This window comes from Paenibacillus sp. 4624 (genome assembly GCF_050435065.1).
Taxonomy (GTDB): domain Bacteria; phylum Bacillota; class Bacilli; order Paenibacillales; family Paenibacillaceae; genus Paenibacillus; species Paenibacillus amylolyticus_D.
Map to the genome: position 1 here is coordinate 22,743 of NZ_JBNDJR010000008.1, position 15,581 is coordinate 38,323.

The 15,581-nt window shown below is 45.8% G+C and carries 20 protein-coding genes; 18 read left to right on the plus strand and 2 right to left on the minus strand.

Annotated features, from left to right (window positions below; translation table 11 throughout):
* Nucleotides 1-43: 43 nt before the first annotated feature.
* From ABIE27_RS18290 to ABIE27_RS18350, 13 genes are all read left to right on the plus strand, one after another.
* Nucleotides 44-610 (plus strand): histidine phosphatase family protein, encoded by a 567-nt coding sequence (locus ABIE27_RS18290; protein ID WP_429351172.1) that lies wholly within the window; start codon nucleotides 44-46, stop codon nucleotides 608-610.
* A 12-nt stretch (nucleotides 611-622) separates the two neighbouring features.
* Nucleotides 623-892: a hypothetical protein gene (locus tag ABIE27_RS18295; RefSeq protein ID WP_429351173.1), complete on the plus strand. Its 270-nt coding sequence runs from the start codon at nucleotides 623-625 to the stop codon at nucleotides 890-892.
* Nucleotides 893-923: 31 nt separating this feature from the next.
* Nucleotides 924-1,649 (plus strand): hypothetical protein, encoded by a 726-nt coding sequence (locus tag ABIE27_RS18300; protein WP_123067213.1) that lies wholly within the window; start codon nucleotides 924-926, stop codon nucleotides 1,647-1,649.
* A gap of 31 nt (nucleotides 1,650-1,680) precedes the next feature.
* The gene (locus tag ABIE27_RS18305) at nucleotides 1,681-2,220 is read left to right on the plus strand and encodes a hypothetical protein (protein ID WP_429351174.1); all 540 of its coding nucleotides are present in this window, start codon (nucleotides 1,681-1,683) and stop codon (nucleotides 2,218-2,220) included.
* Nucleotides 2,221-2,241: 21 nt separating this feature from the next.
* Nucleotides 2,242-3,120, plus strand: a complete 879-nt coding sequence (locus ABIE27_RS18310) for an alpha/beta fold hydrolase (protein WP_429351175.1) — start codon at nucleotides 2,242-2,244, stop codon at nucleotides 3,118-3,120.
* A 34-nt stretch (nucleotides 3,121-3,154) separates the two neighbouring features.
* Entirely contained in the window at nucleotides 3,155-3,841 is a 687-nt protein-coding gene (locus ABIE27_RS18315) for a hypothetical protein (protein WP_429351176.1), read from the plus strand.
* 28 nt (nucleotides 3,842-3,869) lie between these two features.
* Nucleotides 3,870-4,451, plus strand: a complete 582-nt coding sequence (locus tag ABIE27_RS18320; RefSeq protein WP_123067217.1) for a chloramphenicol phosphotransferase CPT family protein — start codon at nucleotides 3,870-3,872, stop codon at nucleotides 4,449-4,451.
* 361 nt (nucleotides 4,452-4,812) lie between these two features.
* Nucleotides 4,813-5,640 (plus strand): transporter substrate-binding domain-containing protein, encoded by an 828-nt coding sequence (locus ABIE27_RS18325; RefSeq protein WP_429351177.1) that lies wholly within the window; start codon nucleotides 4,813-4,815, stop codon nucleotides 5,638-5,640.
* Nucleotides 5,641-5,667: 27 nt separating this feature from the next.
* Nucleotides 5,668-6,363 carry an amino acid ABC transporter permease gene (locus ABIE27_RS18330; RefSeq protein WP_429351178.1) on the plus strand — a complete coding sequence of 232 codons (696 nt, stop codon included), beginning with the start codon at nucleotides 5,668-5,670 and terminating at the stop codon, nucleotides 6,361-6,363.
* Nucleotides 6,360-7,070 carry an amino acid ABC transporter permease gene (locus ABIE27_RS18335; protein WP_123067220.1) on the plus strand — a complete coding sequence of 237 codons (711 nt, stop codon included), beginning with the start codon at nucleotides 6,360-6,362 and terminating at the stop codon, nucleotides 7,068-7,070. The genes ABIE27_RS18330 and ABIE27_RS18335 overlap by 4 nt, the downstream gene beginning before the upstream one ends.
* Nucleotides 7,067-7,819, plus strand: coding sequence for an amino acid ABC transporter ATP-binding protein (locus ABIE27_RS18340; protein WP_123067221.1), 753 nt, complete (start codon nucleotides 7,067-7,069; stop codon nucleotides 7,817-7,819). The genes ABIE27_RS18335 and ABIE27_RS18340 overlap by 4 nt, the downstream gene beginning before the upstream one ends.
* A gap of 48 nt (nucleotides 7,820-7,867) precedes the next feature.
* Nucleotides 7,868-8,878 (plus strand): LLM class flavin-dependent oxidoreductase, encoded by a 1,011-nt coding sequence (locus ABIE27_RS18345; protein WP_429351179.1) that lies wholly within the window; start codon nucleotides 7,868-7,870, stop codon nucleotides 8,876-8,878.
* Nucleotides 8,879-8,939: 61 nt separating this feature from the next.
* Entirely contained in the window at nucleotides 8,940-9,434 is a 495-nt protein-coding gene (locus tag ABIE27_RS18350; RefSeq protein WP_345789286.1) for a DinB family protein, read from the plus strand.
* A 142-nt stretch (nucleotides 9,435-9,576) separates the two neighbouring features.
* Here ABIE27_RS18350 and ABIE27_RS18355 read toward each other — a convergent pair whose 3' ends face one another.
* Together ABIE27_RS18355 and ABIE27_RS18360 are read right to left on the minus strand one after the other, a co-directional pair.
* Nucleotides 9,577-9,948, minus strand: coding sequence for a hypothetical protein (locus tag ABIE27_RS18355; protein WP_123067224.1), 372 nt, complete (start codon nucleotides 9,946-9,948; stop codon nucleotides 9,577-9,579).
* A 127-nt stretch (nucleotides 9,949-10,075) separates the two neighbouring features.
* The gene (locus tag ABIE27_RS18360; protein WP_429351180.1) at nucleotides 10,076-10,777 is read right to left on the minus strand and encodes an NAD(P)-dependent oxidoreductase; all 702 of its coding nucleotides are present in this window, start codon (nucleotides 10,775-10,777) and stop codon (nucleotides 10,076-10,078) included.
* 195 nt (nucleotides 10,778-10,972) lie between these two features.
* Between ABIE27_RS18360 and ABIE27_RS18365 the strand changes: the two genes are divergently transcribed.
* From ABIE27_RS18365 to ABIE27_RS18385, 5 genes are all read left to right on the plus strand, one after another.
* A complete protein-coding gene (locus ABIE27_RS18365) occupies nucleotides 10,973-11,533 on the plus strand; it encodes a TetR/AcrR family transcriptional regulator (protein ID WP_345789287.1) in 561 nt (186 codons plus the stop codon).
* 26 nt (nucleotides 11,534-11,559) lie between these two features.
* Entirely contained in the window at nucleotides 11,560-11,838 is a 279-nt protein-coding gene (locus ABIE27_RS18370) for a hypothetical protein (protein ID WP_123067227.1), read from the plus strand.
* 151 nt (nucleotides 11,839-11,989) lie between these two features.
* Nucleotides 11,990-13,030: an ABC transporter substrate-binding protein gene (locus ABIE27_RS18375; protein WP_123067228.1), complete on the plus strand. Its 1,041-nt coding sequence runs from the start codon at nucleotides 11,990-11,992 to the stop codon at nucleotides 13,028-13,030.
* Between the two features lies 1 nt (nucleotide 13,031).
* Nucleotides 13,032-13,808 (plus strand): IucA/IucC family C-terminal-domain containing protein, encoded by a 777-nt coding sequence (locus ABIE27_RS18380; protein ID WP_429351181.1) that lies wholly within the window; start codon nucleotides 13,032-13,034, stop codon nucleotides 13,806-13,808.
* Between the two features lie 45 nt (nucleotides 13,809-13,853).
* Nucleotides 13,854-15,575 (plus strand): helix-turn-helix domain-containing protein, encoded by a 1,722-nt coding sequence (locus tag ABIE27_RS18385; protein WP_429351182.1) that lies wholly within the window; start codon nucleotides 13,854-13,856, stop codon nucleotides 15,573-15,575.
* Nucleotides 15,576-15,581 lie beyond the last annotated feature (6 nt).

Sequence of the window (15,581 nt, forward strand, 5' to 3'; positions counted from 1 at the left end):
TAGTTAAAAGGATTTAGGAGTAGGAACCGAAGGAGAGAAGCCTATGAAAACGATCATTTATATGGTTAGGCATGCCGAGTCGCCGTACAATGAAGGAACGGAAAGAACAAGAGAACTTACCTTGAACGGTAAGGCGAATGCAATCAAAGTAACAGAGATATTAAAGGGAAAAGGGATACATACCATTATTTCAAGTCCGTATGCCAGGGCTGTTCTAACTTTGGAGGGGCTGGCAACGGCTTTAGGATTAGATATGCAGCTCATGGAGGATCTGCGAGAAAGGCATTTTTCAGATGAGGTTGTTGCGGATGAGGATTTTAGCGCTATTACGGAAAGAATGTTTGCTGACCCTGAATATGCATTGCCCGGAGGCGAGTCTAACAAGGTGTGCCAGCATAGAGCTGTGAGTGTATTGAAACAGATTTTAGAAGAGTATTCTGGGAAAAAAGTAGCGATCGGCACACACGGACATGTCATGACGTTAATGATAAATGCCTTTGATCCAACGTACGGAGTGGACTATATCAATCAGATCAGCAAACCAGATATCTATCAATTACAATTTGACGGGATGAGACTAGAGAAAGTAACTAGACTGTGGGAAGAATAGGAGATGATCCGAATGACGCTACAAAACTTGTTTCAAGAAAAACCTACGAAACGATGGAATCATAGAATGATCGAAGACGGAGATGAACGTTTCACAGAAGAGAGAATACGGATGTCGGAAAAAGTTGTGGTCACCTTCAATGAAATGAATGAAGCGCATGATTATTTTATTGAAACGATGGAACGTGAGGAACTGGCTGATTTTATCGACAAGGCGGCTAAATTGGCTGGTTTGCACATCAAGGAGGATGAAGATATTACGGAAGAATGGAGAGAGTGGTAGGGTTGCTTAAAAAAGAGGGGAGAGAGTATGGATGGATCAGCAGGAATATGGTCGTTATTTACTAGCAATGGGCGGAGAAGAGTTTGAGCCGGAAGAAGAAGAACAGGTGAGCGAGGAACATCTTTATGGTTTTTTTCAATGGTTTATGCCAGTGGGAGCGGGTGTTGAAAGAGTGTTTGAGCCAATTCCAAGTGGCGATCGTTTTCTGGACCGAATACGTCCAATCTATGAGATGCTGAATCCCGAGGATTTCACCGGAGAATATGTACCAGGCTATTTTAACGGTGGACAAGGGACTGCTTCAGAGGAAATGTTGCGAAGACTGGGCGAAGATCTGATCAAAGGATTAAAAAGTCTGTTCTCTATCGTACCAGAAGATGATGAAGCAGCGGAGATCGCTAAGGAAGCGTTACAAGACTTGGCTTGTGTGAAGGAAGTCGTTGTGTTACCACAGGGTGAACTAGGCAAGTTAGAGCAAAGGGCTATTCAAGGTACGAATGAGGAAGATAGTGATGCAGTATATGAAGCACTAGGAGACCTCCTTCGCTCGCGCAGTGACTACGATGAAGCGATTGAAATTCTGAGTGAAGCCTACTATTCTATCGCTTGTGATTATTGGGTCGCCTATTATTTACAATGGCCTCGTTATAAAGGTCTGCAGGAAGCAGAAAATTGTCTTTATCCATACTTTGAGCTGTACCGTTATGGGTATAATCTTCATTGGACTAAGACAACATTATTCATTGGCAAGCGTTAATCGTATTAGAGCGTATAGAAGGAGTATATTTATGAAAATAGAACCAACGAAAGAGTTTGCTTGTATGATGAGTATTATGCTGGAGAGTAAATTAATCTGGTACAAGCACTTTCACCTGTTTTGTGATTACATTATCCTGGCATACGAGAAGCCGCCATATTGGATCATTGAATTAGCAGCAGCGAGATATCAAGGAGACACTATTCAGATCGTTAACAGATATATTCACTCCGAACCTTTTATCGATGATTATCTTAACTCACTACACGATCATTACATCGCTTGTTTGTATATGAAGTATGATAGAAGAGAAATATCCTGGGCCAGTTTTTTGCTGGGTTCCGGTCAGTATGCTGACCATTACCAAGCAGTGAAAGTGGAGTGCGAATATGTATATAAAATGTTAAATGAATATGAGGCTGAAGAGTTCGATATGGAGCTTGAGCACAAACAAAGTGAAGAGATTCGGGAAACATTTCGGAATGAGATCATGGAAGTGCAGAATATCTATGATGTGTTTAGGGTGTATTTTAAACAATATATAAAAAAGGAAAGAGAAGCACCCATGTAAAGGGAAGGAAAATGATGCCTGATGGAGCGATATAAATCATTTCAAGGAAGACAGCTCATCTACCAGTCGTATGACAAGTTGCTGCAATCGTATGATGTTCATGTCGAAGAGGAGTATATCGAAACGAGCTTTGGACAGACACATGTAATTACTGCCGGAGATTCGCAGAATCCATCCTTGTTACTTTTCCATGGCACTGCGGATAATGCGGCAATGATGTGGGTGTACAACATGAACGAGCTATCCAGGAAGTTCTATGTCATAGCTGTTGATTCAATTGGAGGATCGGGGAAAAGTGAGCCGAACGCCGAATATTTCAAACGTTTTGATCAGGTGAAATGGATGGATGACATCATGGATGCCTTTCAGCTCCACGATTCGTATATTTGCGGCGTGTCTTATGGTGCATATCTATCCTATTTTTACACATTAAAAAGACCTGAGAGAATCCGAAAAGCGATGTGCCTGGCAGGCAGAATTCCATCGAGTACGTTTGAAGTGATGTCTAAAATGATGAAAGCCTTTATGCCTGAAGCGTTGTTCCCATCGGAAAAGAATTGTGAGAAGCTGCTTCGAAAATTATGCGGCCCTAATTATGCGGTCTTTGCCGAGAATGAAGAATTGATGCGACACTGGTATTATTTGCTGAAATATTTCAACAACAAGTCTATGATGAAACACCGGATTCAATTTGTTGATGATGTGGAACTTGCTACACTGGTAGGAAAGGCCAAGTTTCTGATCGGCGAACATGACATCCTCTCTAACTATCCAAAAGCAATACATAAGCTACAGCGCAACCAGTTGAATTATGAGATCATTCGAGAAGCAGGTCATGCGATTAACCACGAGCAAGCGGATCTGGTAAACCAGAAAATAATTGAATTCTGGAATGAATAATGGCAGTGAAGCAGCAATACAAAGGAGAGAGTACATGAAGCTTTTTCATGGAAAAGAAACCATCGTTCAACAGGCGATGCCTGCGATGCCGTCTATTTGTACACCTCTGGGCACCCTTGAGTTCTCACTTTCGATCTCGAACCAATCCTATCTTGCAACAGATTATGCAGGGCTCACCAGCGGTGGATGGTTGTATAAGTATTACTACGACTCATGGGACTGCGAACTCGCAATTTGTAGAGTGGATGTAGAACTTGCTTGCGATCAGGCAGTAGATGAATGTTGGGGAGCTGTATTCCGAATCAAACCGAATGGTGGGCACCGGATTGATGAGTGCAACTTCACGGCCTCGTGGAAAGAGGGATATAACTGGATAAGCTGTGGATCGGATACTGGAGAAGGACTCGAAGCGATTGAATATAAAAATCAAACTGATCAGTTACATATCGGTACACAAGACGGAACGCTGTTAATGATGAGAAGAAATCATGGTGATCGGATTCCGAAATCCTTTGGTAAAGGTATTGATGTTGAAGCACAGGGATACATCCTGAGTTCTGGAAAAGGGATTAATGTGCCCATGTCACAGATGGAATCGGATGAAATATGTGAAATTCATGTTGTAATCGCTTGGAAGAAGTATGTAGAAGAAGACGTGTCTACCTGGCTCGCTGTGGATCAATTTTCAAAGGATATATTAAAAGGAGAAGGGCTCAGATAGGCAGTACAATTTTGTGGAGGTGATACACATGGAACGAGGACTCATTATCTTTTTAAACGGAACGTCAAGTTCAGGCAAGACAAGCATTGCGCTGGAAATGAAAAAGCAGGGAGAGATGCCGCTGCATCATCTGTCTGTAGATCAATTTTTTCAAAATTATGATCATTTTATTGACACGACATATCCAGATATGAAGCCAACAAGGGAAGTGGAGCCGGGTGTGATGTCAGATATCCTTTTTGGCCCGATTGGCTCATTGTACTATGCAACGATCAAACTATTTTCGGAGTTGGGCCTGAATGTGATTGTGGATACGGTTATCAGCGATGACAAGTGGTTTAACGAATTTTATGATTTGCTTGCAGATTATCCGATACTGTTTGTTGGTGTGCACTGCTCCAAAGAAGAACTCACCAGAAGAGAGCAGAGCAGGGGAGATCGTGAGATGGGACTTGCCCATTCCCAGTTCGATTACATATATGCCTATGATGAGTATGATCTGGAAGTGAACACGGAAGAACTCAGTTCAGTTGCATGTGCGGAAAAGATACTAGGTTATATGAAGTCCGAGAAGAAGTACTCGGCATTTAAGAAGTTAAGTCGAAGATAACTAGAAGATAAGTGAAGGAGAAGGGGCGGCTATTTATAGTTTCATAAGGGTGTTGGACATGTTGAACCTAACGATTCTTCGTTAGGTTTTTTCTTGTTTCTCCGAGATCATCGATAGATAACGATAACGATCAGGTTTAGCGTAAAAGTCGTCTGTGTTATTGAAAGTGGGCATTCTAGGTGCTGTTAAGTTGAGGTGTAATCGTACCCATCGAATATTTTATTTATATATAGAATTGTTCTATAAGTAAACCCGTTGACGATGTTCCTGTTGGAATGCTATTTTTAGATCAATTAATTCCTAGTTAACATGTAAGAATTAGTGGTTTAAAATAATCGCACACATAACGGGGGAGAAAAACATGAAAAAATGGTCTGTTCTAACACTTACAACTGCAATCGTATTGGCGCTCACAGGGTGCAGTACCGGGGGAGACACGAAGACGGCATCGGGAGCTGGTGGAGCGAACGAACCAACCAAGATTATTGTGGGAACAGGCACGCAATTTCCGAATGTCGCTTTTATTGACGAAAATAACAAACTGACGGGATATGATGTAGAACTCGTCAGAGAAATTGATAAACGGCTGGATGATTACGAGTTTGATCTGCAGACGATGGAGTTCACGAACTTGTTGCTCAGCCTCGAAACGAACAAGATTGACATGGTCGCGCATCAGATGGAGAAAAACCCGGAGCGCGAACAGAAATATTTATTCAACAAAGAAGCGTATTCCCACTGGAAGAACAAAATCGCGGTTCTCAAAGATGATAATACCATTCATTCCATTGATGATCTGAAAGGCAAAAAAGTGTTGACGACAGCAACCAGCGCACAAGCTATCTTGCTGGAAAACTACAACAAGCAGAATAACAACGCACTTGATATTGTGTATTCAAGCGGTGTAGCTAACGATTCCATCGCACAGCTCAAAGCTGGACGGGTTGCAGCATTTGTAGCGGCTGACTTTACGCTTCCACTCATTGATCCGAACGGCGAGCTGAAACTGGTAGGTCCACCACTCAGTGAATCGGACACCCTGTTTATGTTCCGCAAGGATGATCCTGAGGAGCAAAAGCTCGCGGATCGCATCGATGAAGCGCTGAAGGAAATCAAGGCAGACGGCACATTGAAGAAACTGAGTGAGCAGTGGCTTGGCTTTGACGCTACGCAATCGGAAACGAAATAACACGTAGAAGAAAGGCAGGTTGCAGCGATGGGTGCACCATTTGAATTCAGTTATGTCATGGACTACTTTGTAAAGCTCCTACCCACTATCAGTACTACGCTTCTCATCGTCGCTAGTGCAATGGTACTTGGTCTAATCATCAGTTCCATCGCGGCACTGCCGCAGATGTACAATATTCCGGTGCTGAAACAGCTGTCTAAGCTGTATGTATCCTTTTTTCGCGGAACACCGATCTTGATTCAGCTGTTTTTGTTCTACTACGGTGTGCCGGAAATTTTGGGTTTGTTCGGTATTCATGCTAACCGCGCACCTGCCATCTATTTTGTGATTATGACTTACTCGCTCCATAGCGGAGCGTTTATGGTGGAGATGATTCGCGCTTCCGTTGCTTCCGTGGATCAGGGTCAGGTAGAAGCAGCTTATGCCATGGGCATGTCTGGCCCGCAAGCGTTCTTCCGGATAGTATTGCCGCAAGCCTATGTGACCGCGTTACCTATATTCGCCAACATGGTGATCGGTAGCTTGAAGGATACATCCCTTGCGTTCAGTGTGGGTGTCATGGAGATGACGGGCAAATCGTCTACACTGGCAACGATCTCTCGTCATTTTATTGAAGCGTATATCTCGCTGGCGCTCATTTATTTTGTTTTGAGTTTTGTGCTGGAGAGGGTCTTCCATGTACTTGAGCGGAAAGTGCAGAAGAGGGGGTTTGCTCCGATATGAGCTTTGATGCTTCCTTTGTATGGACTGCGTTCGTGCAACTTCTCGGCGTCATCCCGACTACACTGGCTATCACGGTGGTCTCGGTGGTGCTTGGTTTTATCATCGGTACAGCGGTTGCGCTTCTCCGCCAGTTTCGGATTCCTGTACTGAGCCAGCTGGCGACGGCCTATGTTACGTTTATTCGCGGTACACCGATGATTACACATCTGCTACTGATCTATTTCGGTCTACCGATGATCATTGACAGTTTGTCTTCATCACTCGGACTTGGGTTCAACTCGTCGTCCATTCCATTGATTGGTTTTGCTTATCTGGCGTTCTCGATTACGGCTGGAGCCTATGCGTCAGAGATTGTCAGATCTGGCTTGCTCGCGGTGGATCGCGGTCAGATCGAAGCGGCGTATTCTCTGGGCATGACAGCGACGAAGGCATTGCGCAGAATTGTGTTGCCGCAGGCTTTTGCAGCCAGTCTACCCAACATTTCAAACATGCTGATTGGCATGTTGCATGGATCTACCCTGGCATTTGCAGTTTCGGTGGTGGAGATTAACGCCAAGGCGCAAATTGTAGCATCGACCAACTGGAAATTTTTTGAGGCATATGTGGCGGCAGCTCTCATCTTCTGGGGACTGACCGTCATGATCGAAAGACTGACCGCAGTGGCAGAGAAGCGGTTCAGATCGTACAACCGGGGAGGCGTGTCATGATTGAACTTAAGCAAATACACAAAAGCTTCGGAGACAATAAGGTGCTGTCAGGAATTGATCTGAACGTGGCGCGCGGAGAGGTCGTTGCGATTCTGGGACCCAGTGGATCAGGCAAAACAACGCTTCTGCGCTGCATTAACTATTTGGAAAAACCGGATTCCGGGCATATCACACTCGGTGATTTTACCTTGGATTACGGCAAGCACGCCAAAAAGGACATCCATGCCTTACGCCAAAAATCAGCGATGGTCTTCCAGCAATATAATCTGTTCCGCCACAAAACAGCATTGCAAAATGTGATGGAAGGGCTTGTGGCTGTTCGTAAAGTGGCTAAAGAGGAAGCGCGGACGCGGAGTATCGCTTTGCTAGAGAAGGTAGGTCTCGGAAACAAGCTCGATTCATACCCTAGCCAGCTTTCAGGTGGACAGCAACAACGTGTGGGTATTGCACGGGCACTGGCGATGAATCCAGAGGTTATTTTGTTCGACGAACCGACTTCGGCGCTGGACCCGGAACTTGTAGGCGAAGTGTTGGCGGTTATTCGCCAGATTGCACAGGAAGGCATAACGATGATTATCGTGACTCACGAGATGGGTTTTGCCCAGGAAGTCGCGAACCACGTTGTATTTATGGATGGCGGGGTCATTGTGGAAGAAGGAGAGCCGAAGCAGCTGTTCCGCTATCCGAAGGAAGAACGTACGAAGCAGTTTCTCAAACGCATTACACCGGATACTGCATATTCCATATAAGAAAACGGGATCAGAAACATGATAAGGAATATCCAAGGGGGAAGAGATATGTCATTTACATTAGGGATTTTGGATCAAAGCATTGTATTTCCGGGCCAGTCGGCTGCGGAGGCGTTGAAAAATACCGTAGAACTGGCGAAGCTTGGAGAATCACTTGGATATGACCGGTTTTGGGTAGCGGAGCACCATGACTCGGAAGGTGTTGCCGGATCATCGCCAGAAGTGCTCGTTTCGTATTTGCTTGCACAGACTCAAAAGATTCGGATCGGCTCCGGTGGTGTTATGCTCCAGCATTATAGCCCATATAAGGTCGCTGAAAGCTTCAATGTGCTCGCGACACTAGCTCCGGGAAGGGTTGAACTTGGGATCGGGCGTGCCCCGGGCGGCTTGCCTCGTTCCACGAAGGCGTTGCAAAAGGGAATTGCCGAGCCGGAAACGCTGGATGATAAACTGGTGGAACTGAGAAACTTCCTGAACGCTCCGGCAAGTGAAACCCATGCGCAGCCAGGACTGACAGCACATCCGTTGCCGGGACAGCCGGCACGTATTTATATGCTGGGCACGAGTGTTTCCAGTGGGGAACTGGCAGCCAAGCAGGGGCTACCTTATGCGTTTGCGCTGTTTATCAACAGTGATCCCGAAACGGCACGCACCGCTCTGGATACGTATCGCACGCAGTTTAACACTGAACATGGCGGAGAGCCTGAAGCCATTCTGGCCTTGTCGGTCATTGCTGCAGATACGGAAGAAGAGGCGAATGCGCTGGCGGGACAGCACAAAACGGTGCGTGCAACGCTGGCGAGTGGCAAAACCGTGAATGTGCAGACGTTGGAGCAGGCAGCGGAATTTGCAAGGCAAGCGGGAGAAACGTATACGGCGGTTGAGCGCGAAGCGGACATTACACGCGGCACCAAGGAAACCGTGCGGAAGCGGCTGCTGGAGCTTTCGGAGGAATATGGTGTGAACAGCTTTGTGTTTACAACGATTATTCCTAATTTTGAACAACGGACACGTTCATTCCAATTGCTCAAAGAAGCATTTACGGGGGAACTGGTGTAAGCACAGCCATGGCTAAAGTCAATATTGTAGTTGAACTTATATCGATGGGAGAGTGGTCATGATGGGGAACACAACAGTGAATATAGAATCCATTATTTCGGCATATGTACACGCGTATGAAGAGATTGAACAGGAGATCGCAGGACTGACCGAGCAACAGTTGAAGTGGAAGTCTTCTCCATCCTCCTGGAGTGTTACCGAAGTGCTGGCACATCTGGTGGATCATAGCATCGTCGTATCCTTCCGCATCCGTGAAATATTAGCGGGATCACCGGCGACGCTGCCTGGTTTTAATCAGGAAGCGTGGATCACTGGACAAAAAGCAAATGAGGAACAGATCTCTCAGCTGATTACGATTGCTAATGGTCTGGTTCAATACAATTCAGGACTACTGGAGCGTCTGAGCGACGAAGAATGGGAGAAAACCGGCGTTAACTTCAAAGGCGAGACGGTATCTCTGACCGCGATCATTCCGGGTTTTGTCGCTCATGTGCAGAACCATCTCAACCAGATTCGCAGAATCAAGCAAGCCGCAGCTGAAAAGCAGGTGCAGTAATAGGAAATGCGGAGGTCAGAGCGACGGAAAAGCAGGCATCCGTTATGCCTAAGTCCGTTATGTCTATGATTCTATGGTGGATAAGGATCTGGAATTGAATAGGGAGTGACCCGGAAGAGTGGAATATGGCTTCAGATGAAAGTCAGGGCTGGGGCCAAATCTTTCTTTTAGCGTTGTCCTGCCCTACTAAGTAGATTTCAGCAATATCTCCATAAGTATTAGTGAACGAGATGTTGAAGTCCTTATCACCTCTAATGGGAAATTTGCTGCCTTTGATCTGAATGAATAGTGAATGATCATGATGTGAGATGTTATAACCGTGATATTTGCTGATACTGTCTCCAAATCCACCTTGTATCGTAATAAGCTCTGGAGAAACTTCAGTTTTCGTAATCATAATCTCTTCCGGATCGACAACCTTGTTTAACATAAAGAATCCAATGATAATAGGAAAAGCAATAATGGCAACGGTGAACACTATAGTGATATACTTCCTATTTAGTTGCATACTCATGATTCACCTCATAGTTAGATGATATGAATCGATGTCTCCGTCATTATGGGGGTATCGATTCTTTGGTTTTAAACAAAGGCCTACATAGAGTATATAAGAAATTGAACGAACCTCCAATCCGAACGACTTATCTCCCTATATTCACAATTTTCCCGGTCCAATCGGGCTGGCTGACTGCCGCACGTACTAGCCCATCAGCACAATCTGCAAAAGGAAGTGCAGCAACTGGATTGATGCGAGCGAGTGGACCAGCCGTATATTCCAAGTTCCCTTCTGCATACTGAAGCACGGATGCACGCATGATGACCCATTCGAGATCACTTTGGATGAGCGCTTGTTCCGCGATACGTTTATCCTGAATGGCCTTCCAAAAAATACGGCGCATCAGACGCACGGCGAGACGGTTGACATAAGAAAGCTCTCTCCCATCGCTCAAATTAATGCCGCTCTGCATCACAATACGTTTAACCCCTGTATGCTGACAGGCTGCAATAATATTTGGAATTCCCACAGACATGACCGTACCTGGTGAGAAATTAGCCTTAATTGTAAGTAAAGAGGCACTGAGATTACCCAAGCCTTTCTTAGCGGAGGTGGATGATACATTGAGGGGAGGGCCTATACAACTGATGACAGCTTCTGCCCCGGAAATCGCCTGAATCATAACAGGTAAATCGAACACATCCCCTTTTCTAACGGTAAGTCCTTCTGCCCCTGAAATAGCTTCGGGACGACGAGCAACGGCAATAACTTCATGTCCTAATGCAAGGGCACGTTCAATCACTTTTTTTCCCGTTCCTCCGGTAGCCCCAATGACTGCAATTTTCATATGGTTAAACTCCATTTCTCACTGTTTTTACTGTGAATTAGTGCACAGTAGTGTATTATTAATCGTATTTGTATAATGGTATACGTAAATAAAAATCTTACAATGGCTAAAAAGCTGGATTGCGTGCAGTTGTGCACAGATGATTTGAAAGTACGTATTAACCATGAAGAAAAAGGGTGATGTGAAGTGGTCAAGGTGGATCGAAGGATACGCAAATCCCAAGAAGCGATCAAAACGGCGGTTATTGAACTGATGATGAACAAAGATTTTGATCATATTACGATCCAGGACATTGCAGGCAAAGCGGATATCAGCCGCAGAACGATCTATCTTCATTACACAGATAAATTCGATCTTCTGAATAAACTCATCACAGAGCATATTGAGAATTTGCGTGAAATCTGTGAATCTACGGAGATGGACAAGGGTTATAACAACATGGTATTCATGTGGTTTGAATATTTTGAGAAGCATTTTTTATTTTTCTCCGCATTGCTGGAGAGTAAAGGCAGTTCTTTTTTTCGTAAGCAGTTTCTGGACTTTTTTATCCATGAATTACAGAATGGGAACGAGAGCGTTCCAGGTGCTAAGAACACCGAATTATTGAAAGATCAACTTGTGGAGGTTCAGTTTGTGGGGGGAGCTATCATTGGGGTCGTGGAATGGTGGTTTACACATGAAAGGCCTCTCCCACCTTCCGTGATGGCTGAACGTATAGGAGCAATGCTTGAACGAAATCTGGATATGAATCCTTAAAAATATTCCTTTGGAGGAGATCCACTATGAATCCAGAAGGGCATATTCAACAAATGTTACATACAATCATTGAGAACACACAATCCATCATCAACGATAATCAGAAACAATCCTTCGGCTCTCTGGAATATTTCCTGGGACATATTCGGGAGTATCAAGATGAAAAGCAATACCTGACAGATGAGTGGCATATCCGCACACCTCGCTGGCTGGGGGAGTATGGCAATACGCCGGAGGAAGAAGAACTTCTTGCAGACATTTACCGTCTTCATGCTTACATTGCTAAGAAATTAAAAGGCGGATAGTGGATAGTTAAAATATCAATCATGATGTCGCATTAGTCCGACTGAAATGTCGCAAAAGTACATGGTAACACGATACACAGATCGTTTATACTCTCTTTATGTTTCGATAATGAAAATCATTATCACTAGTATACATAAGGGGGATTTACAAATGAAACAAGGAACAAACGGGCAAGCAGCCAGAAGCAAAGGCTATCCTGCTCACAAATCACGATTACTCATGGGCTTGATGTTGGCCCTGATTCTCATCCTGACGGCTTGCGGAGCCGGAACAGGTACAGATAGCGGTAAACAATCTGCGGCAACGCCTTCGGATACACCTGCGAGTACAGAGACGAAGACCGATGGCGCTTTTCCAGTAACGATCAAAGGTATGAAGGGGGACATCACGCTAAACGAAAAACCGAAGAAAGTTGCAGTTCTTGATGTTAAGTTTTTGGATCAGATGTTAGCCGTTGGCGAAAAGCCGGCAGGTAGTGTTATCGCTGGAGGTAACACTGATTTTCCAGAATACTTGGGCGATCAGGCAAGTGGCGTTGAAGTTCTCGGTACACGGGACGAGCCTAACCTCGAAGCCATTGTAGCCTTAGATCCAGATTTGATTATCATGACTGACTTCCAAGAGAAACAGTATGAGAGTGTAAGCAAAATCGCACCTACCCTGGTACTCGATTTCTACGAAGATTGGCGTGATACGTTAGCTACAGTAGCTAAGATTACAGACAAGCAGGACGAAGCAGAGAAAGTACGTACAGCTTATGAAGAGAAAGTGGCAGGAATGAAAGCGAAACTGGCTGAGAAGCTGGGCGATGAGACGGTAGCATTGATTCGTCCGCGTAAAGAAGGTATCCGTGTTCATGGCATCGAGCACCGCACAGGCGGCATTCTGTATAATGATCTGGGCTTGAAAATGCCTGCACTCGTTGAAGGAATCAAGGATGATACTTCCGTAGAGATTTCTATGGAGAAAGTGCCTGAGATTGGGGCAGATCGTTATTTTGTATTGTCGGATGAACTGTTTGCCGCAGAAGCAGAGGCGATGGTGAATAATCCGGTATGGAAGTCTCTTGATGCTGTAAAAAATAACCGTACTTATGATGTAAACTCCACACTTTGGATCGCATACTACGGACCGCTTGCGATTAATCTGATTGTAGATCAGGCATCGGAAGCCCTGCTGGGATCGAACTAATATGAGCCGATATCTCTCGACAGACGTATGGAAAGAGACGGTGGAGGATCATTCGATTTTGCTTGGCGAGCCGCCTCAACATAGTGTCCGTAGCATTGCGCTGAGTGAGCTGCATGACGAAGAGGCGTGCCGAGAGTATATCAGCTGGTTTCAACATTATATCGATGCACCAGACATGAAGGTTGCCGCTTCCATGTTAGCCAAGCGACTTGGCTATCTATGGACGACTCCGCTGGTGACCGCGATGACTTTTCATCATCAGCATGTAACCTTTCAGCTGGAGAACAGCTTTCTCTATCATCCGAAGCTCGAAGAACATGAGGAGGGTACACGATTTCCTTTTCTAGCGGTGAACGAGCTTCGGGCTGAGGAATGGACTGGAGACAGAGCCGCGTGGCGGGAGAAGGTTGTTCAGGAGATGTTTGCGGTTCAACTGACACCGTTGTTAAAGACACTTGCTGCGATTGCACCCCTTTCGATGAGTATTCTCTGGGAGAATATCATGGTACGGATCGGGCGACTATTCGCTCCTGATGAAGGTGAGACGGAGCAGGAACGTAAGATCATTCGAGAAGACTTCGCTTATCTGACGCAAGTGGCGTCTGGACAAGTGTTTGGTGAGAGGAAGAATCCGTTAACCCGTTTTACCGATTGTAAGGACAATGTACATGTTGCCAAAAGCGAACGGATCACCTGCTGTTTCTATTATCAGATGTCAGGGGAATATTGTCTCAAATGTCCGAAAATTGACAATGAGAAAGAATCTCAACTACAATGACAACAGCAATGATTATACCGATGCGATTGTCAGGAGATGAGAGAAATGCCGCTGCAGGAACAGACGAGTGGTTGGAGTGATACAGCGATCAAGATGCTGGACGGATATAGCGGTACTTTGCAGACAGGCAGCGTTTTACACGAAACAAATGTAACTTCTAATGTGCTGCTGCTGGCATACGGAGGGGAAGGGGAGCTTGCAATGGATGGCGAGGGTTGCCACATTGGAGCTTCTTTTGCCTGTCATGCGGTGAAGGGATCATCCTACACGCTGACGGCCAGATCAGAGGACATTCATTATATTGTGATCCAATACAAGGCTTCTTCCATGGAGGGAGCCTCTATTGTTGTGCCTTCATATCGAAAACATCCGCTACGTAGATCATTTGTGCAGAACTCGGCATCCCATGCGGAATGGATCGAGAATGCGGAAAAAATAGTAGCCAAATGGCGCCGAGGCGAAGGGCTGGAACGATTTTATGCCAACGCCTTGCTCCAGGGCATGATCTATGAGCTCATCATGGCGTATGAACGTGGTCAAGGGGGAGCGGAGTCCGACATGGTCGATGTGGTCGCTTCCTATATTGCGTCGCACTATCGTCAGAATCTGGAGCTGAAAGAGCTGGCTGCCCTCGCGGGCTGTAGTGTAAGACAGCTGCAGCGCCGCTTCAAACAAGAAAAACACCTCGGACCGATGGAGTACGTCATCCAGCTACGTATGGAAAGTGCCTCACGCATGCTGCGTCATACGGATGCTTCGATCGGTGAAATTGCCGACAAGCTGGGTTATCGGGATATGTATTATTTCAGCAGAGCATTTAAAAAGTATGCTGGCGTCCCACCGCTGCATTACCGGCATGCGGCCGCTTCGAGAACCGATGCAGACTATGCGAAGGCTTTGCTGCAAAACCGAACAGCTTCATCCTATGAATCAGCCCAAGGCCCGGTCATCTGTCATATGCAAGGCGAATACACCGTCACCGAAATACCGCAGCGTATTGCTGTCCTTGATGTGCAATATGCAGATCATTTGCTTGCGCTGGGTTTGTCTCCGGTAGGGAGTGTTGGACTTGGAAGCAGCGTGTTATCTTTTCCTCAACCCCTTCAGGCAGGACTCAAGCACACCGAATTACTAGGTACATATGAATATCCCGATCTGCCAGCGGTAGAACAACTTGCACCGGATCTGATTATCTGCACCGAGGTACATGAGCAGTATTTTGAACGATTAAGTGGGGTTGCTCCAGTGCTCATGTTCAAACGTAATGAAAACTGGCAGACGATTCTAAGCTTGTTCGGTGAACTGACAGGCAAGCGAGTAGAAGCCAAACAAATTATTGAGGACTATCTTCGTCGCACGGCTTTGTTGTCTGAGGAATTGGCTGCGGTTTTGGCAGGCAAAAGTGTGGCCCTGATCCGTCCGCTGGACTCTCTCGTTCGTGTGCATTCTGCCGCTCATCGCACAGGTGCTGTGCTGTACCGTGATCTGGGTCTGCCCGTTCCATTATTTGTCGCAGACACCTCCGACACGGCCTATCACATCTCGGTTGAGAGATTACCAGCTGTACAGGCGAGTCACTACTTTTTGCTGAGTAATGAGCTTATGCAGGACGGGATATCTGCGACAGAGCAACGGGTTTTGGAGATGCTTGGTGGTGGCGAGGAGCAGCGAGTGCATTCGGTGGATGCGGCGACATGGATTGGCTGTTATGGGCCGATGGGGATTAATGGGATTGTGGATCAGGTGGAGAAGGCGTTGTTGGGGTGAGGGGTA